Genomic DNA, 26,618 nt, shown 5'->3' on the forward strand with positions numbered 1-26,618 from the left:
TTAAATAATCCGTCCTAAATTCTAACATCTTACCATCGGTATGTGAATATATCGTATTTCCACTCTTATTTTACCAATATTAAACAAACAAAAACTATTTAGTATCATCGGTAAGTAGGTATTGATAACTAATTATTCGAAATATTATTCTAATTTTGTAACTCAATCTACGAAATTTATAAAATATCCAAACATGAAAATACTAGTTTGCATCAGTCATGTTCCTGATACTACCTCAAAAATTAACTTTACTAATGGTGATACCGAATTTGATACTAACGGCGTACAATATGTAATCAATCCTAATGACGAATTTGGATTAACACGTGCCATTTGGTTCCAAGAACAACAAGGCGCTACTGTAACTGTAGTAAACGTAGGTGGTCCGGAAACCGAACCTACATTAAGAAAAGCTTTGGCCATTGGAGCAAACGAAGCCATTCGTATCAATGCCACTCCTACTGACGGATTTTTTGTTGCCAAACAATTAGCCGAAGTAATAAAAACAGGAACTTACGATTTAGTCATTGCCGGAAAAGAATCTTTAGATTACAACGGAGGAATGGTTCCTGGAATGATTGCCGGTATTTTAGGATACAACTTCCTGAATTCTTGTATTAACATTACTGTTGAGGGTACAAACGTAAAAGCAGTTCGCGAAATTGACGGAGGAAAAGAAACGATCTCTACTTCATTACCATTAATTATTGGTGGTCAAAAAGGACTTGTAGAAGAAAAAGATTTGCGTATTCCAAACATGAGAGGAATTATGACTGCCAGAACAAAAGTATTAAACGTTGTTGAACCAATTGACGTTGCAATAAATACAAAAGCAGTAAAATTTGAAAAACCTGCTCCAAAATCAGCAATAAAAATGATTTCTCCAGATAATTTAGACGAATTAATTAATTTGTTGCACAACGAGGCTAAAGTAATTTAATCCTCCCCTAACCCCTCCGAAGGAGGGGGAATTAGAAAACAAATAAAACAACAACAATCTCGTCCTTGCTCCCTCTCCTTTGGAGAGGGCTGGGGAGAGGATCTAAAATCTAAAATCATCATGTCAATATTAATATATGCCGAGTCAGCCGAAGGGAAATTTAAAAAAGTAGCATTCGAAATTGCTTCTTACGCAAAAAAAGTAGCTGAATCTCTAGGAACGACCGTAACTGCCTTAACTATAAACACTGAAAACGTTTCTGAATTATCAAAATACGGAGTCGATAAAGTATTAAAAGTAAACAACGACAAGCTAGCCGGATTTAATGCCAAAGCTTATGCTGACGTTATCAAACAAGCAGCTCAACAAGAAAATACAAAACTAGTTATCTTATCTTCCAGCACAGACAGTATTTATCTTTCTTCGCTGGTAGCGGTAAACTTAGAAGCTGGTTTTGCATCAAACGTAGTAGGATTACCGGTAAGCACGGCTCCTTTTCAAGTAAAAAGAAATGCTTTTTCAAACAAAGCTTTCAACATAACCGAAATCAATACCGACATAAAAGTAATTGGCTTAGCTAAAAACTCTTATGGTCTTTTCGAAAACGCATCAACTCTAGCAGAAGAAGCCTTCAACCCAAGCATTGGAGACAATGATTTTGGAATAAAAGTAGAATCAGTTGAGAAATCTTCAGGAAAAGTATCTATTGCCGATGCTGATATTGTAGTTTCTGGCGGACGCGGATTAAAAGGTCCTGAAAACTGGAATTTAATTGAAGATTTAGCTGCCGTTTTAGGAGCTGCAACAGCTTGTTCTAAACCAGTTTCTGACTTAGGTTGGAGACCACACGCTGAACACGTAGGTCAAACAGGAAAACCAGTAGCTACAAACCTATACATTGCAATAGGAATTTCTGGTGCTATTCAACACATTGCCGGAATCAATGCTTCAAAAGTAAAAGTGGTTATCAATACTGACCCTGAAGCTCCTTTCTTTAAAGTAGCCGATTACGGAATTGTAGGTGATGCTTTTGATGTTGTACCAAGATTAATCGAAAAACTAAAAGTATTTAAGGCGCAAAACGCATAATTTAAATGCTTATAAAAATATCTGTCCAATAAAATAAGATAATCGTATCTTTGCTTATTGGCAGATTTTTTAATTAATATTGCAACCTAATATTAGTTTAAAAGAATCCAAAAATTAAAAAACTACATTTTCATTTCAACAATTATGAGCTTAGTCAAATTATCCATAAAAGGAATTTCATATAGCCAAACACAAAATGGAGCCTACGCTTTGATTTTGAATGAAGTAGACGGCGAAAGAAAACTACCTATAGTCATAGGAGCTTTCGAAGCCCAATCCATTGCTATTGCATTAGAAAAAGAAATAAAACCACCGCGTCCATTAACTCATGATTTGTTCAAAAATTTTGCAGAACGATTTGATATCGTTGTCAAACAAGTCATTATCCACAAACTAGTTGACGGCGTATTTTACTCCAGTATCATTTGTGAAAGGGACAAAATAGAAGAAATAATAGACGCCAGAACTTCTGATGCTATCGCATTAGCCCTGCGTTTTAATGCTCCTATTTTTACCTATAAAAACATTCTGGATAAAGCAGGTATTTACCTAAAAACAAATCCATCAGAATCTGACACAGAAAATCAGCCGATAGATGATATTATTTCGAATCCAGAATCTTTTACTGCCGAAGCCGAAAGCGGTCGTGCTTATATAAAATACAGCCTTCAAGAATTAAATGATTTATTAATTCAGGCAGTAGAACAAGAAGATTACGAAAAAGCAGCTAAAATAAGAGACGAAATTTCAAAAAGAGAATCTTAGTTCAATCCTTAGTTTGGCTATTTGTTAATTAGCAATAACCAAATACAAAAATTACCATATTCAATGAAGCAATATCTAGATTTAGTACAACACGTTATGGAAAACGGCTGCCAAAAAGGTGACCGAACTGGAACTGGAACTAAAAGTGTTTTTGGTTACCAAATGCGTTTTGATTTAAGTGAAGGTTTTCCAATGGTTACCACTAAAAAACTACATCTTAAATCTATTATTTACGAATTGCTATGGTTTTTAAAAGGTGAAACTAATATTAGTTATCTAAAAGAGAATGGAGTAAAAATTTGGGATGCCTGGGCAGATGGAAATGGCGATTTAGGCCCCGTTTATGGGCATCAATGGCGCAACTGGAATAGCGAAGAAATCGATCAGATTTCTGATTTAATCAAAGAATTAAAAACCAATCCTAATAGCCGCAGAATGCTAGTTTCGGCATGGAATCCTTCGGTTTTACCAGATACTACAAAGTCATTTGAAGAAAACGTAGCCAATAACAAAGCTGCGCTGCCTCCATGTCATGCTTTCTTTCAATTCTATGTAGCCGACGGAAAACTGTCATGCCAACTCTATCAAAGAAGTGCCGACATCTTTTTAGGTGTTCCATTCAACATTGCTTCTTACGCACTATTAACCATGATGATTGCACAAGTATGCGACTTAGAGCCTGGAGATTTCATCCATACTTTTGGTGACGCACACATTTACAACAATCATTTTGACCAAGTTCAATTGCAATTATCGCGCGAACCAAGACCATTACCAAAAATGATCTTAAATCCAGCGATAAAAAACATCTTCGATTTTGATTACAGCGATTTTACACTCGTAGGTTATGAACCACACGAAAGTATAAAAGGAAGCGTAGCTGTTTAAATTATAAAAAAAGCGTTTTAGATTAAACCTCTAAAACGCTATTTTCTGTACCTGCAAATTCATTCCATTTCAAAGAATCTGCTTCACTATCGTTGATATATTCTCCATCAACTAAGTATTTGAATTCGTAAGCAGCATCCTTATCTAAATCAAAAGTTCCTTTAAAGGTTCCATTTTTTAATTTACTTAAAGTACCTTCTTCAGCATTCCAATTGTTGAAATCACCAACAACAGCAACTTGAGCTGCTTCTTTAGCCTCAATAGAAAATGTAACTTTACAAACTGGTTTTGACTTTATGAATTGTTTTTTAATCGACATAACTATTTCATTTTTAGATTTATGAGACAAAGTAAATCAATTTATTCGAAGTTTAAATACCCAAAAGTAAGTTTTAGGATAATGCTTAATAAAATGTTAAAAACCAACCAATTCGTCAAATTTTGGAGGATTATATTTTCAAAAAACAAAAAAGGCCCAGACTTAATTCTAAAAATTCTTTACTACTAACAAGCATTTCCAAATTAAATTTTATCTTTATAAACAAAAAATTAACCTATGAAAACCGAACAACATGAATTATACGAATATGCCCGAAAACGTATAAAACAAAAAAGAATAGTTTATTTTCATTTCGTTTTATTGTTTTTAGCTAGCTTATTTCTATTTGTTTCTACTAAAGTTTTTCACTTTAACGAAGATGCAAATTGGCACATTTGGATAATTACAGCTTGGTTATTTATATTTATTTTACACTTTATCAAAGTTTTCATAACCGATCGTTTCATGAATAAAAACTGGGAAAGAGAACAAATTGACCGATTGGTTGCATTGCAAGAAAAAAAAATAGCCGAACTAAGCAATCATATAAACGAAGAACCTCCTACTAAATAAAACAATAATGATTACAATGATTGCTGCTGCCGCCCAGAACAAGGCACTAGGAAAAGACAACCAATTGATTTGGCATTTACCTAACGATTTCAAAAGATTTAAAAGCCTAACTACTGGACATCATATCATCATGGGAAGAAAAACTTTTGAAAGTTTCCCTAAGCCATTACCTAATCGTACACACATTATAATTACCCGTCAATCTAATTACCAGGCCGAAGGTTGCATTGTGGTAGATAGCATCGAAAAAGCAATTGAAAAATGCCCAAAAGGAGAAGATTCTTTCATCATTGGCGGAGGTGAGATTTACCAATTAGCGATGCCTTTTTCAGATAAAATTGAACTTACTGTGGTGCATCATAATTTTGAAGCCGATGCTTTTTTCCCTGAAATAAAACTGGAAGATTGGGAATTAGTCCAAAGCGATTTTCAACCCAAAGACGAGAAACATCTTTATGATTATAGTTATGACACTTACATCAGAAAACAAAAAACCACTTCGTAATGAAGTGGTTTTTTTATTTTTTATTTTTCTCTAATATAGATATCTATTGGAACACCTGAGAGATCCCAGTTTTCTCTAATTTTATTCTCAAGGTAACGTTTGTATGGTTCTTTTACATACTGTGGCAAGTTGGCAAAAAACACAAACTGAGGTGTTGGCGATGGCAACTGCATACAATATTTAATTTTCACATATTTTCCTTTTGTTGCCGGTGGCGGATAAGCTTCAATTACTTTCAACATATATTCGTTGAATTTTGAAGTAGGAATACGTTGTTGTCTGTTTTCATACACTTTTACCGTAGCTTCTAGTGCTTTCAACAAACGTTGTTTTGTCAATGCAGAAACGAACAAAATGGGCACATCTGTAAAAGGCATTAATTCTTGTTTGATTTTTTCTTCGTAATCACGGGTTGACATGGTATCTTTTTCAACCAAATCCCATTTGTTTACTAAAATCACAACTCCTTTGCGGTTTTTTTCAGCCAACCAAAAAATACTTTGATCTTGCCCTTCAAATCCACGAGTCGCATCAATAACCAGAATACAAATATCAGCATGTTCAATAGCACGTACCGAACGCATTACCGAATAAAATTCTAAATCTTCCTTTACCTTAGCCTTACGACGAATTCCCGCAGTATCTACCAAGTTAAATTCGAAACCAAAACGGTCAAATTTAGTATCAATAGCATCACGAGTCGTTCCTGCAATATCAGTAACCATAAAACGGTCTTTACCAATAAGTGCATTAATAAAACTTGATTTTCCAGCATTAGGACGTCCTACAACTGCAAAACGTGGCAAAACCACTTCTTCCTGAACTGGCTCTGGTTTTTCAGGAAAAGCTTTAATTAAAGCATCTAGCAAATCTCCTGTTCCACTTCCTGAAATACTGGCAAATGTGTAATATTCACCTAAACCAAGGTTATAAAATTCAATTGCGTCTTTTTCACGCATGGCATTGTCCACCTTGTTTACAGCTAATAAAACGGGTTTTGTTACCTTACGCAACAATTTAGCCACCGTTTCATCCATTGGCGTAATCCCCTCTTCTACATCAACCACAAAAATAATAACATCAGCCTCATCGATAGCAAGTTCCACTTGTTTACGAATTTCACCTTCAAATACGTCATCTGATCCGCGAATATATCCACCGGTATCAATTACAGAAAACTCTTTTCCGTTCCACTCGCTTTTTCCGTAGTTTCTATCTCGGGTAACTCCCGAAACCGAATCTACAATAGCTTCTCTTCTTTGTATCAGCCTATTAAAAAGGGTTGATTTCCCCACATTAGGTCTTCCTACTATCGCAACAATGTTATTCATTTTTTTTTAATTTTAGACCTGTCTGCCGACAGGCAGGTTTTAGATTTCAAATTTTAGATTCTAGTTTCCTAAAACCGAATCACTTGTTATCCAAAATACAGTATTTTTAATTTTTTGCAAAGGTACACTTTTAGTTTGCAGTATGCAGCATTAAGTATTCAGTAATTAAAACGACTCAAACTGATCACTAAAAACTGAACACTGCTTACTGGTTATACCCAAAACGCTTCAACATATTCGCGTTGCTTCTCCAATTTTTATTCACTTTCACAACTAATTCGATGTGAATTTGTTTTCCAAAGAATTTTTCTAAATCGGCACGAGCCTCAGTACCTACTTTTTTCAGCGCCGCTCCTTTGTGACCAATGATAATTCCTTTTTGTGTATCTCTTTCGACCATAATAATCGAACGAATACGGATAATATTTTCATCTTCAAAAAACTCTTCTGTAACAATTTCAACCGCATACGGAATCTCTTTGCTATAATTCAACAAGATTTTCTCACGAATGGTTTCGTTTACAAAAAAACGTTCCGGTTTGTCTGTTAATTGATCTTTTGGATAATATGCAGGTGATTCTGGTAACAATGAAATAATTCTTTGGAAAACTTCTGGAACGTTAAAATTCTGCAAAGCCGAAATTGGAAAAATTTCTGCATTCGGAACTTTCTCAGCCCAAAAAGCCACTTGTGCTTCTAATTGCTCCTGATTTGAATTGTCAATTTTGTTCAACAACAACAAAACTGGAATTTTAGAATGGATAATTTTATTAAAAAAAGCTTCGTCTTTTAGTTCTTGTTCTCCAATTTCAACCATATAAACCAAGATATCAGCATCTTCAAAAGCCGATTTCACAAAGTTCATCATCGACTCCTGCATTTCATAAGCCGGTTTGATGATTCCTGGAGTATCCGATAAAATCAATTGAAAATCTTCGCCATTTACGATTCCAAGAATACGGTGACGTGTTGTTTGTGCTTTTGACGTAATGATTGATAATCTTTCGCCAACGAAAGCGTTCATCAATGTTGATTTCCCAACGTTTGGATTTCCAATGATATTTACAAAACCTGCTTTATGTGTCATAATGTGTGTAATTTGAATCAAGTGAAGTGTCGATTTTTTACTAGATGATTTGAATTCATTTTAATTTTCGAATCCATAAAAAAACCTCAATACGGTACTGAGGTCAACTCCTTTATTTCTTGATGTTTCGGGCACAAAGGTACGATGGAATCCAATACCTTCCATAAGAATTACTGACTTTTTTACAACAGCCGAAAACCTATAAACTGACTCAGAGGTTTTTACACCTAAAAAAAGGACAGGTTTTTGAAAACCTGTCCTTTAACAATTATAACAACCCTGAAAAAATCCTTATTTACTATTTTTGAAAAACGTCAATGATCACAGTACGGTTGTAAGAACGTTCCTCTGGAAATTTGTTATTAAATGGAGAGCGGCTTGATTCCTCACCGTAACCAGTTACTTCAAATTTAACATCATTTCTATTTGATGCTGTCAAAGCCTCTTCAATAATAGTTTTCACTTCAGTTGCACGTGCTTGAGACAATTTTAAATTGTATTCATCATTTCCAATAACATCAGCATGACCGTGGATGATAACAGTTCCATTCATTGGAATTTTAGGCACTACAACATCTGTTAGATATTTTCTATAAATAGTAATTGCTTTTGATTCATTGAATTCAAAAATAATACTATATCTAACTCCATTTTCTATTGTAGTTGGTGCCCAACGTGCAATATGTACCGAAGTTTCTTTAGTAACAGACTTACCGCTTTTAGTTTGTCCTGTCATGATTATTTTATAATCTCCTTCGGTTTTATCACCCAAAATAGATTTACGGGACAAGCTCACACTTTCTTGTGTGTAAGGACCAAAAGATTGTACTTTTCCACTTTCATCCGTAGTTTGTATAGACCATACAGAGAAAGCTTCGTTAGCTCCTTTTACATCAAAAACTACATCACTTTCGATTGGTGCTTCTAGCAAAGGCGCAACATCTGATGATTTAGCATCAGGCCCGCTTTGAAATTCTACCAATAATACTGGAGAACTACTTTCGATTGAAACCCTTCTATCGCCTTCGCGAAGTAAATCTAATTCCAATGTACCTCTTGGTTGCAATGAAGGAATATTTGGTTTCAACTGCCCTTTGGTACTAATTCTTGAAGCATTAATTCCAAATGTATTTACCAAATAGAATTTTACTGATTCCGCCATTTCCTTGCCTTCTTTCGCACCTTGTTCTGACGATCCAACCAACGTAATTGTTGTTGATGGATTTTTTATCATACGGTCTCCCAAAATATTGATGACATTGTAATACACATTCATTTGTCGTTCAGAACGACCTGATTGGTTTACCGGTGTTACCATTTCCAGTTGATCTTCTCTAAAGTCTTTTACTTCCTCTTTTTTAAGCAGTTTGTAACGACTTGGTATTTCAGATGAACCAGCATTAAAGAACACATAATTACGTAGTGGAAAAACTTCTCTAACACGACGTTGAGTAGCAACATTAGCAGGCGCATTAACAGAAAACTGAACTTCCGGGTCTGCCATTACCGTTGTTTTTTCCTCCGGTACTGGGACTGGGATTAGACGTCCTTGACCAAATTTAAGTGCTACACCGGCTCTTATGGTTGTGATGTTCAATGTTTCTATAGAACGCGGTTTCTGTCCAAAGTATGGATGAAAAGAAGCAAAAGGAGAAAGCACGAATTGTGTTTTGCTGTTTTGTGATGAAAGCGGAATATCATACCCCAATCCGATTTGCATCGAAATGATTGTTTTTTTGACATCGCTTAAATCGCCTTTCACTTCAGGAGTTGCCTCCTGATTAGGATAAGCAGGATTGATACCAAGTTGGTAATTGAATGATTTATCCAAATTGAAAGCAAAACGAGGCCCTCCAAATAAATAGAAATTAGATTTAAAAGGAGCAAAACGCAAACTTGGTTCTACTGTAATATAACTAATATTCGTTTTCAAATCGGCAGGACAGTCACAAGGAGTTACCACTTGGTCAAACTTGGCTTTACGATTGTCGTATCCGGCTTGCAACATAAACCCCAATCTAGTATCAGGACGGTGATATTCCAAAAGAGGTGCCACAAACAATCCTACACCTTTACCATCATGAAAAGTAGCCGGAGGTGTAAAATCGGAATTCAATTTATAAGTAGAACCTTCATAGAAATTAAAATTGGCACCCGCTGCCACACCAAACCACCAAGTGGTTTTTGTGTATTGTAATTCCTGTGCTTGTACTGGCGCTTGGATACTGAACCAAACCAAAGCAACTATCAAAATGCTTTTAAGTGTCAGTTTATTTGGGGGCAATGTACTATACAATCCCTCTTTAAAATTAGCTTTTGCTTTCATTTTTTATTTTTTTATTTTGTTAAAATAAATCCCGCCCTAAGACGGGATGTGTTTTTTTATGTTTTAAATCAGGTTCTTAGTTAGGAACATTAATTACGGTATTGACCATGGTAACTGAAGATACCAGCGAAATCGCTCTACCGTTTAATGTAGTCACACTGGCATTTGTACTGTTGGCAGGAGAAGACAAAGTCACTCCAGAATTAGCGATAATATTTCCGGTCATCACTCCACCTCCGGCGTAGTTAATAACTGCTGAACTACCCACATACCAGTAAACATTTTTAGCCAAGGCGCCACCAATCAATTTAACACTGCTTGGAGCTGAATCACCTACAGTTAAAGCAGAAGCCGTTTGGAAAACGAATACGGCATTGGGATCTCCTTTGGCATCCAATGTAAGGTCACCGTTAGTGATATCAAAAGTTCCACTGTTCGATTTGTAAACACCCGGAGGCAAAGTTAATCCTCCAAGTTCTCCTGCTCCTGGATCAATACCACCCGGCATCGACGCTGGAGAAATACTTAAATAAGCAGCTCTGGCAGCATTTAATCCTGCTAAAGCAGTTGCTGCTTTGGTAGCATTTCCTGGTGCTGGTGCAGCTGCGAATATTTCACCCGTAACAAGTCCTTTATTAAGAGGTGTTATAGTATATACATCACCTGTCAACACTTCTTGGAAACCTGTCATCAAAGTTGAAGCAGCAGTTGTTCCTATATTTCCATTGACCACGGTAAATAATCCTTGATTGGTTATTCCGGCATTTCCTCCGAAAACACCAAAGAACAAACCGCTTGTACTTATAGGAGGAGGCGTAACAATTACAGGAATTACCGTTGTAAAACTCCAAACATAATTACTTGCCATCGCAGTACCGGCAACATTTTTAGCACCATTAGTAATAGTAACCGTATATACTTTGTTTGCTAATAATGGCAAAGAAGGCGCAAAAGAAACCGTTGATCCGGAATAGGTAATAGCACCTAAAACCGCATTTGCACCTTCTTTAACGGTAAATGTTGTACCGTCTAATGTCAATGGATTCATTGGCATATTAAAGGTCGCCGAAATAATTTTATTTAGCGCAACTCCAGTAGCATTGTTCGCAGGATCAGTAGAAACTACAAAAGGGACAATACCTGTAGTAAATGTCCAAACGTAATCAGCCTGCAATGCATTACCAGCTAAATCCTTGGCAGATGTTTTAATTCTAGCTACATAAACTGTGCTTGGGGCAAGAAGACTGTTTGGGGTAAATGTCGCAATTGCACCAGAAAGTGTAACTACTCCAGAAACCGGCACTCCTGCAACTGTCAAAGTAAATGAGGATTGGTCAATAGTTGCTGGATTCATCGCTTCGTTGAAGGTCGCTGTGATTATTTGGCTCAAAGGTATGCCAGTAGCGGCGTTGAGCGGGTTCGTTGTTGATACAACTGGACATACACCAACGACTTCTTCGAAATCATCATTTGCACAGCCTGAAATTAAAGCAATAAATAGTATTGCGATAGTCAATAGTAATTTTTTAGTTTTCATTTTCTGGGGGTTTATTAATTTTAAAATGTTAAACATTTCACAATACAAAGATTAGTCTGTTATGACTGGAAAGTATTATACTATTAAACCTAAGACTTGTATTATTCACGCATTTTTAAATAATACAAATCCATAAACACCGCTATACCAGTGACTTATTACAACATTAGAGATAATTTTGAAGAATAAGAGACTTTAAAAAACAGCAAAAAAAAAAATCGAGATGAAAATCTCGATTTTTAAAAGTTATCCTTTTTATGACAATGCCATATAAACATAAAAAACAGTTTAGCCTTCTACGTTTTTTCATTCTTTTTTCATGGAATTAGACTTTGCTTCTCCTACTGTAATTAATTCTTCTTTTGCCTGCCAGATGTTATCATATTTTTGACTCACCGATTCTAACAACGAATCAAATTTATCTTTCAAAGCATCTTTGCTATCATTAGCTTTGTCCATAATTTTTTTTCTTGTTTTTATTCCTTTATCAGGAGCAAACAAGACTCCAACTAATGCACCAGCGGCAATACCACCCAAAACTCCTAATAATACTTTACTTGAATTCATAATATATTTTTTTAATTATTTATAATTTTCTTCCTTGAATAATTCGAAACAAAACAGCCACAATTGCTATAACAAGAAGGATGTGAATGATTGATCCTGCGCTATAGGCAAAAAATCCGATAGCCCAAAAAAGGACTAAAATAACAGCAATGGTATAAAGTAGATTACTCATGATTTCTATTTTTTTAATTATTGTTTATTATCAACTCTTAGATCTTTCAATGCCTGCCCTACTTCATCTGTATCATGATTAAATTCACGTTTAAACGATTGACAGTCAGCGTTTGCATCGTTTTTATATGTTTCCATTTTGACTTTAAGATCTTTGTTTTTTTGTTCTAAAGCATCAATGTTTTTTTATAATGCTTGGATAATTTTATATACTTCTTCTTTTGTTTTTCCCAGTTTAACTTGGAGTCTTGCTATCATTTCCTCTTTTTTGCCTTCTAGAAATAACAAATCATTATCCGTTAAAGCAGCAAATTTTTGTTTTAGCTTCTCTTTTTGTTCATCCCAGTTTCCTTTTATTTCTATGATGTTCATCTCTTTTTAGTTTAATCGCAAAATGGTTTCACGACATTACAAAGTTGGGGTCATTCCTTCGAAAAAGTGTTATATAACTTTAGAAAGAACTTACATATTTCACTGATTTTAGAAAATTTTAATCTTAATATTAGTATAAGCAAATGAAATAAAAGGTTAGTTTGTATAAGTTGTCTTATTTTTATCATCCTCTTCTCCCTCCTCTTTAACTTGCTCCGCCAGTTCTGAATATTCTTTAGAAAGTTCCGTTATTTCCCGTTCTGTCTTTCCTTCGGCATTAATTACCGAATTATTTGCAGGTTCATGTGATGAAACGAGTTCGTTTACTTTCAAATGCAGGGAACCCGAGAACTTGTTGAATGATTTTTGAATAATAAACAAACTCAAAAAAGTAAGTCCCAATATAATATCTCCAATAATTTGATGCACATCCCGGCTAGTAAACAAAAGGTTTATCCACCAAAATAGCACCAGACAAAAAGCCAAAATAAAGGTGATAGAATCCCCAAGAATGGAAGTTGCTAAAGAAACCAGTCTTTCAAAAATTTTTTCGGTGAAACTGTATATGTTTTTTATTTTTTTCAATTTTATTTTGTTTTTATGTGATGATTTTTTAATAGTCCTCTCATATAACATCCCATGAATAACAATAATCTTATACTGATTCACAGTTGATTTTTCGATTTTCTATATCCGAAATTGTAACTGAGATTTCTAGAATGTGTTTTTCTTAACCTTACAAAGGTGAACAGTTATAAAAGAGAAAGTACTATATAACTTTCGGATTAAGTTACAGTATTCACACATTAAGCACTATTCTTTTTTACTTATAACAATAGCTCCAATAATTAGTATTTCTACTACACCAACTACTATCCTAGTTTCTTTTTTGCATTCATGTTAGCTTATTTTTCTTTCTTTAATTCTTCTTCTTTCTTCTCTTCTTCTTTCTTTTTTGCCGCGGCTTTTTCTTTTTTATTGAAATAGCCTTTTAGTAAAAAATTATGTTTTGCTGCTTCCATATTTTCACTCAATCCTTTTGATCCGGATTGCAGATTAGACATAGTTGCATCCAGTTTTACTGCAAAACTTTTATCATTCATCAATTTTGACAATGTACCATTTCCATTATTCAGCTTATAGGTAAATTCAGCCAACTGAGCCGTAATAATCTCAACATTATCAACGCTCTTTTTCACACTTTTCATCAAGTCATCTATTTCTAACGGCCCTTTTGAAACAATATAAGCATTGTCTTTGATGATTGTATTAGATGAAGTTCCCGGTGAAATAGTCAACACTTTATCTCCCATTAATCCATCAGAACCTATACTTGCTATAGCGTCTGTTTTAATAAACTTTTGTACTTCTTTTTCTATTATTAAAACCACGACTACACTAGTATCTGTTACCAATTCGATTTCGCTGACAGTACCTACATTTATTCCCGAAAAACGCACATTGTTTCCTATTTTTAAGCCACTTACTGTTTTAAATTTTGATCTTAATTGAAAAGTAGCACCAAACATATTCTGCTGTTTTCCAACAAAATAAATTGTGAAAACAAATAATATTAATCCAATGATTACAAACATTCCTAATTTCCAATTTGATCCAGCACTTTTATTCATGATTCCTGTCATTTTTTGATTAAATAAAAAAGGAACGCACCCATTCGTCTTTGCTTTTTTCCAAGCTGTCATAAGTTCCTTCGGCATTAATTAGTCCATCTTTCAGAATCAAAATTCTGTTTCCAGTCATTTTTGCACAAGCCATATCATGAGTAATAATTATGGAGCTTGTTTTGTATTTTTTTTGAACCGATAATATCAATTCGCTAATTTCTCTTGAGGTAATGGTATCCAGACCCGAAGTGGGTTCGTCATACAAAATAATCTCAGGTTTAATAATAATGGCTCTGGCCAATGCAATTCTTTTTTTCATTCCGCCTGATAATTCCGAAGGCATTTTGTCAATAGCTTCTTCTAAACCAACACTTTCTAATGCTTCCATAATTTCAGTTTTGATGGCTTCTTCAGTTAAATTCCGAATATGGTGTTTTAATGTAAAAGTTAAATTTTGCCTTACCGACATAGAATCATACAAAGCTCCATTTTGGAACATAAAACCAATTCTAGCCCTAATCTTATTGAGTTCATCATCCTTTAATTTTGTGATTTCTGTACCAAAAATTTCAATTTTTCCTTTATCAGATCCTAATAATCCCACCAAACATTTAATGGTTACTGATTTCCCAGAACCTGAACGTCCCAGAATAACCAAATCTTCTCCCTTGTTTACCGTAAGACTAATTCCTTTTAAAATTTTATTTTCGCCAAAAGATTTATATAAATTCTTGATGGCTATGATAGGCTGTGCTTCCATAATTTCAGAAAAATAAATCGGTTAATTGTGCGGCCAACATATCAATAATAAAGACCGAAAGTGAAGCTGCAACCACCGCTTCATTGGCAGCAATTCCTACACTTGCTGTCCCGCTTGAGGCATTAAACCCCTTATAAGAACCTATTAATCCAATAAAAAAACCAAAGAAGAAAGTCTTGATAAAAGCGGGTACTAAATCTAAAAATTCAAGATGCTCCAATACTTCTGAGAAATAACGAAACAAAGTCATACTTCCGTGTATGTTGTAGCCAATATATCCACCATAAATCCCAATAAAATCAGCATAAATTACCAAAATAGGCACCATAAATGTGGTGGCTAAAATTCGGGTAACCACTAAATATTTATAGGGATTAATTGCCGAAACTTCCATAGCATCAATTTGCTCGGTTACTTTCATCGAACCCAATTCGGCACCAATACCTGAAGCTATTTTTCCTGCACAAATCAGCGCCGTAATTACCGGGGCAATTTCTCTGATTAAAGACAAGGAAACCATACTGGGCAACCAGGATTCAGCTCCAAATTTCAACAATGTTGGTCGTGATTGAATAGTCATCACCAATCCCATTATAAATCCTGTGATGGTTATTAATGCCAGCGTTTTGCATCCAACAGCGAAACATTGTCTGCTAAATTCCCTCCATTGAAAAGAAGGTTTGAAAAGTTCCCTAAAAAACCTCAAGGTAAATTGGGTCATATTACCCGATTCAATAAAAATATTTTTTAGATAGACAGTCAAAATAGTGTGATTTTAGGTTTTTCTGAAATTATTTTTGGAATTTTAAACCTATGCTTTTGAAAAATATTCTTTCACAAAAGATATTTTTTGATTCTCGGTCATTTTATCAGTGTTTTTAATTTCAATTTTGATCTTCCCGAATTCCTCTTCTTGGTTCAAAACATTAAACAATTCAACTTTAGCATCAGTTGGTCCAAAAAGAACCACTTCATTATACCCCTTAATTACCTCAGCCAGTTTCTTATAATAGATGGATAGTTGTTGATTCTCCTTATGGTGCATCAGGCTTTCACTTTTCGATAAAGCTTGCTTTTTTTCCTGAGAGGTAAATTTTGATTCGATGTTTTTCATTTCGAATGAATCAGGACTAAATTCAATTAAACAGGCATTGGAATGATCCATCCCAATTCCTAATTTTCTTGCTGTTTTCATAATATTATTTTTTATAATTAAATTGATAATGTTCTCGACTTCGCTACCAATCACGTTTTTATTAAATGTAAAAAATTAGATTTATTAATTTTCTTTTTTGCTTGATTAAAAAAGAAACAAAAAAATATTCATGCGTTCTTATTGTTTTTCGGTATTCATGAATCTTCGATTTCAAGTCTTACACTTCCTCGTCGGTCAAATTAGTTTTCGAATTAGCTTCGCTCTGTTCGCCTTCGGCTCGAGTCTAAAAGAAAATAACTCGTCCCGAATAAAGGTCATTTTATATTACTTTTTTTTTAGAATAAAAATTATACCTCGAACTGACAGCGGATTAACCTAAAAACATTATCTACACAAAACCAAGCCATTAACACTTGAAAGCATTATGTAACTTTAGATAAAAGTGATGTAATACCTGTTTTTCACAACCCAATAGGTAATGATTTTTCAATTGGAGACTTTACCGTATAAACCGATTTCAATTTCTTTTCTTGGTAAACAGCGGGTTTTCTATCTTTCATTTTGAACTGTTTTTCCATTGTAAGTCTTGCCATTAAATAACTCACCGTTGATTCGGCGCCTTGATTCAAATTGATATAATCTTCTTCTAAACCGTCATAACATCCTCCCGTACAAGGATTGTAGATAATTTGGTTTAAATGATTGTTTCCTAAAAACCAGCTAAAACCAATTTCCATTTTTTGCAAATACTCTTCTTCCTTGAAAACATCATGAAATTTGCTCAAAGCAAGAACAGTATAAGCAACATCTATGGGCTGTTCGCCACCTATTTTTTTAGGATTTAATACTTCTCCATTGGTTAACCAACCTTTGTTTGAAATTACTTTTATGCTATTATTTCTGTATATTTTAGACAATAAGAAATCAAAAGATTTTTTAGCAATTTCTTTGTAAATATTCTGTCCCGTTGCTAAATAAGCACACAACATCGCTTCTGATAAAATACTATTAGCATAAGTAAGATAGCTCTCAAACCATTGCCAATCCTCTTTTGTTTCATGCTTGTACATTTGAACTAACTTATTTGCAAGATGCTCAATCAGAGAAACATTTTCAATAGAATTATTTCTCAAATTACTGTAATAGATTCCTTTTATAATAAAAGCCATTGCCCGGGTAGAATGAATTTTATTCACATTTGTCAATGCCATTTGCATCATTGAAAGTGCTTTTTCATTCAAATCTGGCGGCAATAAATCACCTATAGAAATTAAATATCCCAAAGCCCAAATCGCTCTTCCGTTAGCATCGGCAAGGTTTTCACTGTTTTGTTTGGTGAACTTTTTATTTTCATCTACATAATTCAAAAAATAACCATCCGATTGAAAACAGAATTTTATAAAATTGAAATGCAGTTTGATATATTCTAAATCCGCTTCGTCATTTGTCAACTCAAAATGTTGGCACATGGCTACCAAAGCGCGTGCATTATCATCCAAAGTATAACCCGAATCCAAATCAGGCTGATTGATTTTTGAAAACTGAATCATTCCAAACGAAGTTGTTAAATTCTTGAAATGATTCAGATTGATTTCGGGAATTTTATAATTCAAAACGATTCTCTGATCTCCCATTTTTTCGAATAACAAAGCGTGTGCAATGGCCGAATTTTCCCAAGCCGTTGGCGCTAATTTATGAATGCCATTTGCCGAAATGTTCTTGCGTAATTGCACATCATTCAACAAAAGAATAACTTGTTCTGCTAATTGTTCTGGATTTTCAAAATCCACTATAATCCCTGTTCCGTTTTTCAATACTTCAACAGCGTGTGGAATTGGAGTCGAAATAATTGGACAACCGCAGCTTATAGCATAAGAGAAAGTGCCACTTACAGCCTGATTTCTATCTTTAGAGGTAAAAAGATAAACATCTGTTAACTGTAAATATTCCAGAAGTGAATCCAAAGGCAAATAGGCATCAACGAATTGTACATTGTTTTCTAATTTTAACTCTTCAATACTTGTTTTAAGAGAATTTCTGTATTTTTCTCCTTCGTTTTTAAAAACCGTTGGATGTGTCTTTCCAATGATAAGAAACAATACATTTGGCTGTTCTTTGACAATGGTTTGCAAGGCGTTTATAGTGGTTTCAATACATTTTCCGGAACTCAACAATCCAAAAGTCGAAATTATTTTTCGTCCTGATAAATTGTATTTTTCTTTCAGCGTTTGTTTGTTCAAATGTTCTACTAAATGCGTTCCGTGTGGAATAACCGTAATTTTATCCTGCAAAACCTGATAATCATTTTCTAATATTCTTGCCGAATTATTAGTCATTACAATAAAGGCATCCACAGTAGTATTGATTTCCTGAACTTGCGTTTTGAACTTTTCGTCAGGACGGGGTAAGACAGTATGATAAACCACAATTTTTGGTTTATGAATCGCTTTTAAAAACAACATAAAATCGGCTTCATTTCCTCTGAACAAACCAAATTCGTGTTGAATTAAAACAATTTCAATCGCTGGATTTTTATTGATATTTTCAGCTAATTCTACATAGGAATCAGGATTGTCTGTTTCTAAAACGGCATATATATCTTCTTTATAATTGTGCTTTTCATTTTTCAATTCCAAAGCAGCAATTTTTATAGCAAACGATTTTTTAAATTTGTTGTTTAATGCCAAAATTAAGTCTTGGGAATAGGTTGCAATACCACATTCCCGGGGTGGAAAAGTGGTCATAAATAAAATTTCAGGCAAGTTGATTTCAGTTCTTTTTAAATTTAATTTAGTATCAGAACTCATTTTAAGATGTCTTTTGGTCGAAAATAAATGACTGCGCTTGATTTCTACTTTATTCCTCATTTTATTTTTTATTTAGCATTAATTCTTTCAGCAATTCGGACAAACTCATTGATGCACAAGCAATTCTTTCATCGGCTGCACCATAATAAATATATAATGTATCGTCAAAAACTACTGCTCCCGTTGGAAAACACACATTATCTACTTCACCTTTTAATTCCCAAATTTCCTCTGGTTTAAATAATGGATAAGGCAATCGCGCAATTTCTATTTTTGGATTTTCTAAATCCAATAAAGCTGCACAAGCCGAATAAACATAGCCGTTTATCGATACGTGAACGCCGTGATAAATGATAAGCCAGCCCTGTTCTGTTTCTATAGGTGGACAGCCTCCACCGATATAACTTATTTCATGGTCATGATTTGGAGAAAACAGGATATGATCCTTGAAATGAATGAAATAATTTTTCCAAAACTCTTCGGATAAATCCTCTAATGATTCAATTCCAATCACAATTTGTATTTCGGGTTTGATGCGATGAAGAAAACAAAACTTACCGTTGATTTTTCTTGGAAAAAAAATAAGATTTTTGTCCCTTAATAGCATTTTCAATCCTTCTTTTTCAAAAATATGACTGTGCTGATTGTAGCGATAATATTTCTCTTCTAATTCGCCTTTTGTTTCTGCCAAGTCATCAAATTCTTCATACGTAATTTGAGGAATAATAATTCCTCTTTTTTCAAAATGAATTAAATCTTTAGAAGTTGCCAATGCTCCCAATGCATTTAGACCATCATAAGCCGTATAAGTGAGATAATACAAGTCCTCTATTTTCACTATTCTTGGATCTTCCATTCCGTGACTTTCATAATCAAATTCAGGAATAAGCAATGGCGATTTCATCCGTTCTTCTACTTCTAAAGGTCCCATTAATTTGCAATAGCCTATGCTGGAAAAATTCCCTTGACTTACCGCTCTATAAAATAGATGAACAAAAGCTCCTTCTCTGATGACAGCAGGATTTAACACCCCTTTATTTTCAAAAAGAAGTGTTGTTTTCATGAGTATAATCCCGTCTTTTTTTACTTTTATCATATTTCAATTTCAGTAATCAACTCAATACCAATCAACTATAAATATCGGTTTTATAACACCAAAGAAGTTATATTACTTTTATAAAAAGTTATAATATTCACACTTTTACCCTTTTAGTGTTTTTTAAAACCTAAAATTTAAATTCCAAAAAAGAAAGAGACTGTCTCAAAAAAGACAGCCTCCAAACTAAAATTTATTCCTCTAAATTCTCCTTCCACAATTATACTAAATCATAAATATCAATTGTGAAATTCAATTATTAGTATTTTCAACTCAGGATTATATTGCCTATGATTCGTCTTTTGTTGTACGAACAAGGCTAATACCTGAAACGAAAAATACGATACCAAGTACCCCGTAAATAATAAGCTGTTTTACATCTCTTTCACTACCTGCTGTATCGGTAAAAACCATAGCAGTATAGATAAGACCACCTATTCCAAGGGCTGTGAGCAATGCTCCAAAGATTCTTTTTAGATTCATGATGTTTAATTTAAAGAGTTGTTATATATAAAATCTAATCTTTTTAAAGTACAAAGTTGGCTTAATTTCTCCTGAAATCTATTACACAATTCTATATAAGACTTCTATTATTCACGCATTTCAAGAATAACAAACAGAATTTCTTACACAATTTAAAATATAATCTTAGAGCCTGTTTAAATTTATTTTAAAAAAAGAAATTTTCTTTTCCCCGTCCCTAAAGGGCGGAAAATTTCATGAAAATTCATCAAAATTACACCCTTTAGGGATTGGGGAAGTTAATTTTGATGAATTTTAAACAGGCTCTTAGTATTATAAAAAATCAGGAGTAATTATAAACCCCTTAAGCAATTACATTCTATCCATATACCAACTCAGTTCTTTTTCCATTTTTTTATATTTGAAAATGGTAGGGATGATTTTTTGCAAACGCATAAAAGCAGTTTCACTTTTAACCACATAGTCAAAAGCTTTGTGGTGCATACATTTTACAGCGACTTCAATTTTATCCTGTGAGGACAACATTACTACCGGAATATCTGGATTAAAAGCTTTTATTTTATCCAATGTTGCTATGCCGTTCATCGCCGTTTTATCGATACCGTCCAATTGATAATCCAAAATAATAACATCAGGCTTATTTGACAAATTCGCTACACAAAGTTCTCCGGTTGAATAGGTTTCAATGTAGAAATCAGCTTGTTCCATAAATTCAATTTCCAATGATTTCAAAAACAAGGCATCATCATCTACCAAGAACAGTTTTATTTTATTTTCATTTTTCACAATGCAGCGTTTTTAATAAGGTTAAATTCTATTGCTAATTCTTCGCAAGCTTGCATACAGACAGTCTCTAATTGGATAGCCATTTTGGCTGTTTCGTCCGTAAATTGATTGGTATTTGCAGCTTCCTGTATTTTTCTGGATACTATTTCTAAATCCGGATTCATACCCATTATGGCAAAAGACGGAATCATTTTATGTACTGAAGCACCCAATAATTCCCAATCTTTATCCAGAATACTTTGCTTCATCGCATCTACTAATGGCGGTGTTTGCTGCATATAGATGGAAATCATTTCCATCATTAATTTCGGATTGGATTTTGTACGAATGTTTAAATAATCTAGATTGGTACATTTTATTTTTACCTTTTTAGTTCTATTTTTAGTAGCTTTTGAAATCCCTTTATTTTTTACAATGTCAACAATTTTGTGATACAACAAGCGCTCATTAACAGGTTTTGCAATATAATCGTCCATTCCTACGGCTTTGCATTTTGCCAAATCAACGGTAGTTACATCAGCCGTTAAAGCAATAATCGGAATATCTAACTTCAAGGTATTTCTAATGTATTCTGTGGCATCAAACCCATTCATAACAGGCATTTGTAAATCCATTAAAATGACATCATACGATTCTTCCTGGAGTTTTTCGATGGCAATTTTTCCATTCTCAGCAATATCGCGTTCAAAACCAAAATCCTCCAAAAGGGTCTTCATCAATAATTGGTTCAGGGGCATATCTTCAACAACCAATACTTTGATACTCTTGACTTCTGTGTCCAGTTCTATTATTTCAGTTTCCTGTTCCGCATCCACATTTGTTTTTAGAAAACGCAATACAAAACTAAAAGTAGAGCCTTCGCCAATTTTACTCTTTACACTTACAGTTCCGCCTTGCGGTTCCACCAGTTGTTTAACGATGGCCAGTCCTAATCCTGTTCCTCCATATAATCTGGAAGTTCCGCTGGTGGCTTGCTGAAAATCATCAAAAATAGTATCAATTTTAGCTTCTTCTATTCCTATTCCTGTATCGGCAATAGCAAATTTAACCGTGACACTTTCTTCGTCTTCATTAAGCAAAAGAACGCTCACCGTGATTCTCCCCTTAGACGTAAATTTAATTGCATTGCTCACTAAATTTAAAATAATTTGATGCAAACGAACAGGATCTCCCAGTAATACCTTTGGAATATTGGCATCATATTCTGTAACTAATTCTAAGTTTTTTTCCTGAATTTTTGTTTCAAAAATATGCAGCATGGCCGAAATAGAGACCGATAATTTAAACGGAACCTGCTCAAATGTCATTTTTCCTGCATCTACTTTTGCTAAATCAAGAATATCATTAATAAGCACTATTAAGGCATCACCACTCATTTTTATGGCTGATAAATATTCCTTTTGTTTGTCTGTCAAATCGGTCTTCAATACCACTTTAGTAAATCCGATAATAGCATTCATCGGTGTGCGGATTTCGTGGCTCATATTAGACAAAAATTGCTGTTTTGCTTTTACGGCATTTTCGGCAATTAATGTAGCGGCTTGGGCATTTCGTTTTTCTTCTTCGGCAATTTCAGTAGCCAGTTCAGCAAATATTCTTGCCTCTATCAATTCTGTCGCAAACCTTTTTTGGTCGGTAACATCTCTGGCTACAATTACCACTCCCAATACGTTTTCATTATCATCTTTATATACGGATCCATTGAATAATACATCAGTCAATTTGCCATTTATATTTCGCAAGGTAAGCGGCGCATCGGCAACTGATCCTTTTTTGAAGACCTCTTGATATACTTCACGTGCCATTTGTTGATCTGTAAAATAATCAAAAAAGTCGGAGCCTATAAGCTCTTCTCGTGTCATTCCGGTAATAATTACTGTCGCTTCATTCATATCGGTAATCTTGCCTTCGGGGCTTATAGTAACCAATGGATCACGGCTGGCTTCAATTAAACTCAAAGAATATTGAGAAGCCAATTTTGCCGAATAGTTAAGTGCTTCAAGCTTTTTATTTGTAATTTCCCGTTTTTCTTTTTCTTTGTTTTGAAAGTCCAGTTCGATGTCGGCAATAACCAATTCATCGGCTCGTTTTATCTTTTCTTTATTTTGAAAAAGAAGTTCTTTGTTAGCGATAATTAATTCAGCCGCACGATTTTCTTTTTCTTCATTTTGATACGCCAGCTCTTCATTAGCAAGAATCAATTCATCGGCTCGTTTTATCTTTTCTTTGTTTTGAAAAAGAAGTTCTTTGTTAGCGATAATTAATTCAGCCGCACGATTTTCTTTTTCTTCATTTTGATACGCCAGCTCTTCATTAGCAAGAATCAATTCATCAGCTCGTTTTATCTTTTCTTTGTTTTGAAAAAGAAGTTCTTTGTTAGCGATAATTAATTCAGCCGCACGATTTTCTTTTTCTTCATTTTGATACGCCAGTTCTTCATTAGCAAGAATCAATTCATTGGCTCGTTTCTCTTTTTCTCTGTTTTGAAAAGCTAATTTTTTATTGGCATTTTGTAAATCCAGTGCCCACTTTTGTTCCGCGATATCTCTGGCAACAATCACAACGCCTTGTACAATTCCATTATCATCTTTATACACCGACCCATTGAATAAAACATCGGTCAATTTTCCGTCTTTATGACGAAGTGTGAGTGGTGAATCGGCAACCGAACCTTTATCGAATACTTCCTCATATACTTCACGTGCCATTTGCGGTTCAGTGAAATAATCAAAAAAATCAGAACCCGTTAATGCTGAACGTTCAATACCTGTAATATTTACCAATGCCTGATTCATATCCATAATTTTACCAGTAATACTAATGGTAACTAATGGATCTAGACTGGCTTCAATAAGACTCAAAGAATATTGAGAAGCCATTTTTTGATCGGCAGTATGAGTTTCTAATACACTGTGTTTTACTTTTTGATTGTTTATAATTAGAACCACAAAAATAAAAATGGCAACCAAAAAAATGAGTAGTAATAAAAAGAGTAATCCTGAAAATTGATTATTCTTTTCATTTTCAATTTTACTAATCTTCAGCAATTTAAATTCTTCGTCGTTAATTGCCTTAACTGCATTTCTGATTTTGTCCGTAAGATTTTTTCCTTCTTCAATAATTGCCGTTTTTTTGGCATTATTCAATAAAATAGTTTTTGGGTCATCAATGTATTTGTTCGTAAATACTAATCTGTCGGCTACCGCTTTTTTTAATAGACTGATTCTATTTTGTTCTTCTGGATTGTCTTTGGTATAGCCTGACAAAACCTCTAAATTGGTACTGATTTTAGTTTTTGCTTCATTATAAGGGGCTAAAAAAACTGCATTTCCCGACAGTAAATAACCTCTAAATCCAGTTTCAGTATTAAGGACATTCAATAACACCTCATTACTTTTACTAATAATTTCCTGAGCATGAATCATTTTTCCAGTAGAGTCAATTTCTTTTTGACTGTTAGCATAGAAAATTGCCAAAACCGTACTCAATAAAATCGCTGAGAGAATATAAAAAAGGCTTGTATTTTTTTCAAAAATGAGTTTCATTGTATCTTGCAAAAATTAATTGAGATGTTTTACATTTCCAATTTCTTCAATTGGACTGCGTCTTTTATCTTTCAATTGTTTAAAATGAGAAGGCGAAAGACCTGTTACTTTCTTAAACTGACTGGATAAATGCGCCACACTGCTGTACCCCATTTTCCAAGCAATTTCAGTGATATTGTGTTCTCCGTAAATAATTAATTCTTTGATACGCTCCGTTTTATGGGAAATAATGAAATGCTCAATGGTAGTTCCCTGTACTTCTGAAAATAAATTGGACAAATAGGTATAGTCGTGCTTCATTTTTTCGCTTAAATAATCCGAAAAATTAACTTTGATAATTTCATCCGAATGATGAACCATTTCTATAATTATATTTTTGATTTTTTCAATAAGCATCGCTTTCTTATCATCCATCAATTCGAGTCCTGAATGAAGCAGATTAGCTTTGAGTTCCTGCCATTGCTCCATAGAAATATTTTCCATAATCTCTACTTCACCTAAATCAACAACGATAAAGTGCAGCCCCAGTTTTTTTAATTCTTCTTTCACGGCCATTTTACAGCGATTGCTGACCATATATTTAATGTATAATTTCAAGTTCTTTTATTTTTTAAACTGATTATGTAAAATTCGAGCAGTTTTGCTTATAAAGACTTGCAAAACTTTAGAAAAAAGTTGTAAAATTCACAGATTAGTAATTAATCCTGTACTTTAATAATGGGTAAATTTCTTGAAAATTAACAGCTAAATAGCTAAAAATCAGAAACAAAAAATTACTACTTCTAAGTTACGAATTAAAAACCTAAAAATGCTGTTTTTGCGTTAGCATAAATTTTTAAAAGAAAACAAATAGCTTTACTAGGCATCAGAAACTACTTTAGACCCCTTACTCTTTAATTCTAACACTGAAAAGAGGGCTGTATCAGGCTAATAGCTGAAATAAAACATTTTTTAAAATTAGGCATTGGATATCTCGAATTTATGTGTATCTTTGCACCCGAAACATCGCGGGATAGAGCAGTAGGCAGCTCGTCGGGCTCATAACCCGAAGGTCACAGGTTCGAGTCCTGTTCCCGCTACTAAGGTAGCCTTATTGAGATTACAAAACGCACATCGCGGGATAGAGCAGTAGGCAAATCAAAGAGCTCATATCCGCCACGGCGGACACAAGTTCTAAATAGAAAAAATTGAAAATACATCGCGGGATAGAGCAGTAGGCAGCTCGTCGGGCTCATAACCCGAAGGTCACAGGTTCGAGTCCTGTTCCCGCTACTAGAAAGAGAACTTATTTAAGTTCTCTTTTTTTTTGCCCTAAAACAAAGGTTTCACACTACTTTTTTTATTTATATTTATAGATAAAAAACTCATGGAAGAATTTGTTGTTTACATTTTATATTCCGAAAAATTCAATAAGAATTACACTGGCTTTACATCCAATTTAATAGAACGGTTCAAATCACACAATCACCTAAGTAACAAAGGCTATACCTTAAAATTCAGACCTTGGATAGTTATACATGTTGAATTTTTCGATTCCAAAACCGAAGCCATGAACAGAGAAAAACATTTAAAAACTGGAATAGGGCGAGAATTTATTAAAAATATTATTCAAAACTTATAGCTCGTCGGGCTCATATCCGCCGAGGCGGACACAGGTTCGAGTCTCCGCTGCGGCGGACTACTAGAAAAGCTTCATAGAAATATGAGGCTTTTTTTATGGAATAAAATTTTTAATTCAGAAGGCTCATATCCGCCGAGGCGGTCACAGGTTCGAGTCCTGTTCCCGCTACTAAGAAAACACCACTGAAAAGCTGGTGTTTTTTTGTTTAAAAATATATTTATATGGATGAATTCGTAGTCTACATTCTATATTCTGAAAAATTTAATCAG

26 protein-coding genes and 2 tRNA genes are annotated in these 26,618 nt (G+C 34.0%); 9 read left to right on the top strand and 19 right to left on the bottom strand.

What is annotated here, in order from left to right; genetic code table 11:
• Nucleotides 1–193 precede the first annotated feature (193 nt).
• From GTZ96_RS13030 to GTZ96_RS13045, 4 genes are all read left to right on the top strand, one after another.
• Complete coding sequence (locus GTZ96_RS13030; RefSeq protein WP_161644351.1) at nt 194–940, top strand: electron transfer flavoprotein subunit beta/FixA family protein; 747 nt, start codon at nt 194–196, stop codon at nt 938–940.
• Between the two features lie 120 nt (nt 941–1,060).
• Complete coding sequence (locus tag GTZ96_RS13035; protein WP_161644352.1) at nt 1,061–2,029, top strand: electron transfer flavoprotein subunit alpha/FixB family protein; 969 nt, start codon at nt 1,061–1,063, stop codon at nt 2,027–2,029.
• A gap of 144 nt (nt 2,030–2,173) precedes the next feature.
• Nucleotides 2,174–2,794, top strand: coding sequence for a bifunctional nuclease family protein (locus GTZ96_RS13040; protein WP_161644353.1), 621 nt, complete (start codon nt 2,174–2,176; stop codon nt 2,792–2,794).
• Nucleotides 2,795–2,857: 63 nt separating this feature from the next.
• Nucleotides 2,858–3,682, top strand: coding sequence for a thymidylate synthase (locus GTZ96_RS13045; protein WP_161644354.1), 825 nt, complete (start codon nt 2,858–2,860; stop codon nt 3,680–3,682).
• A 22-nt stretch (nt 3,683–3,704) separates the two neighbouring features.
• Here GTZ96_RS13045 and GTZ96_RS13050 read toward each other — a convergent pair whose 3' ends face one another.
• Nucleotides 3,705–4,001, bottom strand: a complete 297-nt coding sequence (locus GTZ96_RS13050; protein WP_161644355.1) for an isoamylase early set domain-containing protein — start codon at nt 3,999–4,001, stop codon at nt 3,705–3,707.
• A gap of 237 nt (nt 4,002–4,238) precedes the next feature.
• On the opposite strand from GTZ96_RS13050, the gene GTZ96_RS13055 reads away from it, so the two are divergent.
• Nucleotides 4,239–4,574 (top strand): 2TM domain-containing protein, encoded by a 336-nt coding sequence (locus GTZ96_RS13055; protein ID WP_161644356.1) that lies wholly within the window; start codon nt 4,239–4,241, stop codon nt 4,572–4,574.
• 7 nt (nt 4,575–4,581) lie between these two features.
• Nucleotides 4,582–5,079: a dihydrofolate reductase gene (locus GTZ96_RS13060; protein WP_161644357.1), complete on the top strand. Its 498-nt coding sequence runs from the start codon at nt 4,582–4,584 to the stop codon at nt 5,077–5,079.
• Between the two features lie 20 nt (nt 5,080–5,099).
• Here the strand turns inward: GTZ96_RS13060 and der are convergent, their stop codons facing one another.
• The 18 genes from der to GTZ96_RS13150 form a co-directional block, all read right to left on the bottom strand.
• Nucleotides 5,100–6,410 (bottom strand): ribosome biogenesis GTPase Der, encoded by a 1,311-nt coding sequence (gene der / locus GTZ96_RS13065; protein WP_161644358.1) that lies wholly within the window; start codon nt 6,408–6,410, stop codon nt 5,100–5,102.
• A 205-nt stretch (nt 6,411–6,615) separates the two neighbouring features.
• Nucleotides 6,616–7,497, bottom strand: coding sequence for a GTPase Era (gene era / locus GTZ96_RS13070; RefSeq protein WP_161644359.1), 882 nt, complete (start codon nt 7,495–7,497; stop codon nt 6,616–6,618).
• Nucleotides 7,498–7,795: 298 nt separating this feature from the next.
• Entirely contained in the window at nt 7,796–9,823 is a 2,028-nt protein-coding gene (locus tag GTZ96_RS13075; protein WP_161644360.1) for an OmpA family protein, read from the bottom strand.
• A gap of 76 nt (nt 9,824–9,899) precedes the next feature.
• Nucleotides 9,900–11,360, bottom strand: a complete 1,461-nt coding sequence (locus tag GTZ96_RS13080; protein WP_161644361.1) for an ice-binding family protein — start codon at nt 11,358–11,360, stop codon at nt 9,900–9,902.
• 306 nt (nt 11,361–11,666) lie between these two features.
• Nucleotides 11,667–11,927, bottom strand: a complete 261-nt coding sequence (locus GTZ96_RS13085; RefSeq protein WP_161644362.1) for a YtxH domain-containing protein — start codon at nt 11,925–11,927, stop codon at nt 11,667–11,669.
• Between the two features lie 19 nt (nt 11,928–11,946).
• Nucleotides 11,947–12,099 (bottom strand): lmo0937 family membrane protein, encoded by a 153-nt coding sequence (locus GTZ96_RS13090; protein ID WP_161644363.1) that lies wholly within the window; start codon nt 12,097–12,099, stop codon nt 11,947–11,949.
• A 185-nt stretch (nt 12,100–12,284) separates the two neighbouring features.
• Nucleotides 12,285–12,470: a CsbD family protein gene (locus GTZ96_RS13095; RefSeq protein ID WP_161644364.1), complete on the bottom strand. Its 186-nt coding sequence runs from the start codon at nt 12,468–12,470 to the stop codon at nt 12,285–12,287.
• Between the two features lie 156 nt (nt 12,471–12,626).
• Nucleotides 12,627–13,055 carry a low affinity iron permease family protein gene (locus tag GTZ96_RS13100; protein ID WP_161644365.1) on the bottom strand — a complete coding sequence of 143 codons (429 nt, stop codon included), beginning with the start codon at nt 13,053–13,055 and terminating at the stop codon, nt 12,627–12,629.
• Nucleotides 13,056–13,375: 320 nt separating this feature from the next.
• A complete protein-coding gene (locus GTZ96_RS13105; protein ID WP_235972988.1) occupies nt 13,376–14,113 on the bottom strand; it encodes an MlaD family protein in 738 nt (245 codons plus the stop codon).
• Nucleotides 14,114–14,120: 7 nt separating this feature from the next.
• On the bottom strand, nt 14,121–14,855 hold the full coding sequence (locus tag GTZ96_RS13110; protein ID WP_161644366.1) for an ABC transporter ATP-binding protein: 735 nt from the start codon (nt 14,853–14,855) through the stop codon (nt 14,121–14,123).
• Nucleotides 14,856–14,859: 4 nt separating this feature from the next.
• Nucleotides 14,860–15,618 (bottom strand): MlaE family ABC transporter permease, encoded by a 759-nt coding sequence (locus GTZ96_RS13115; RefSeq protein ID WP_161644367.1) that lies wholly within the window; start codon nt 15,616–15,618, stop codon nt 14,860–14,862.
• Nucleotides 15,619–15,666: 48 nt separating this feature from the next.
• Nucleotides 15,667–16,050: a hypothetical protein gene (locus GTZ96_RS13120; protein WP_161644368.1), complete on the bottom strand. Its 384-nt coding sequence runs from the start codon at nt 16,048–16,050 to the stop codon at nt 15,667–15,669.
• Between the two features lie 422 nt (nt 16,051–16,472).
• Nucleotides 16,473–18,878, bottom strand: a complete 2,406-nt coding sequence (locus tag GTZ96_RS13125; RefSeq protein ID WP_235972989.1) for a glycosyltransferase — start codon at nt 18,876–18,878, stop codon at nt 16,473–16,475.
• Between the two features lies 1 nt (nt 18,879).
• Nucleotides 18,880–19,914 (bottom strand): glycoside hydrolase family 130 protein, encoded by a 1,035-nt coding sequence (locus tag GTZ96_RS13130; RefSeq protein ID WP_161644370.1) that lies wholly within the window; start codon nt 19,912–19,914, stop codon nt 18,880–18,882.
• 288 nt (nt 19,915–20,202) lie between these two features.
• Entirely contained in the window at nt 20,203–20,397 is a 195-nt protein-coding gene (locus GTZ96_RS13135; RefSeq protein WP_161644371.1) for a hypothetical protein, read from the bottom strand.
• 351 nt (nt 20,398–20,748) lie between these two features.
• Nucleotides 20,749–21,183 (bottom strand): response regulator, encoded by a 435-nt coding sequence (locus GTZ96_RS13140; RefSeq protein ID WP_161644372.1) that lies wholly within the window; start codon nt 21,181–21,183, stop codon nt 20,749–20,751.
• Nucleotides 21,180–24,728 (bottom strand): PAS domain S-box protein, encoded by a 3,549-nt coding sequence (locus tag GTZ96_RS13145; protein ID WP_161644373.1) that lies wholly within the window; start codon nt 24,726–24,728, stop codon nt 21,180–21,182. The genes GTZ96_RS13140 and GTZ96_RS13145 overlap by 4 nt, the downstream gene beginning before the upstream one ends.
• A 15-nt stretch (nt 24,729–24,743) precedes the next feature.
• The gene (locus tag GTZ96_RS13150) at nt 24,744–25,304 is read right to left on the bottom strand and encodes a helix-turn-helix domain-containing protein (protein ID WP_161644380.1); all 561 of its coding nucleotides are present in this window, start codon (nt 25,302–25,304) and stop codon (nt 24,744–24,746) included.
• Nucleotides 25,305–25,734: 430 nt separating this feature from the next.
• Between GTZ96_RS13150 and GTZ96_RS13155 the strand changes: the two genes are divergently transcribed.
• The 3 genes from GTZ96_RS13155 to GTZ96_RS13165 all read left to right on the top strand — a co-directional run bounded on the left by GTZ96_RS13155 (nt 25,735) and on the right by GTZ96_RS13165 (nt 26,349).
• A tRNA-Met gene (locus tag GTZ96_RS13155) sits at nt 25,735–25,807 on the top strand.
• A gap of 120 nt (nt 25,808–25,927) precedes the next feature.
• A tRNA-Met gene (locus GTZ96_RS13160) sits at nt 25,928–26,000 on the top strand.
• Nucleotides 26,001–26,094: 94 nt separating this feature from the next.
• Complete coding sequence (locus GTZ96_RS13165) at nt 26,095–26,349, top strand: GIY-YIG nuclease family protein (RefSeq protein WP_161644374.1); 255 nt, start codon at nt 26,095–26,097, stop codon at nt 26,347–26,349.
• Nucleotides 26,350–26,618 lie beyond the last annotated feature (269 nt).

The sequence above is a fragment of the Flavobacterium undicola genome (assembly GCF_009909155.2).
Classification (GTDB): Bacteria; Bacteroidota; Bacteroidia; order Flavobacteriales; family Flavobacteriaceae; genus Flavobacterium; species Flavobacterium undicola.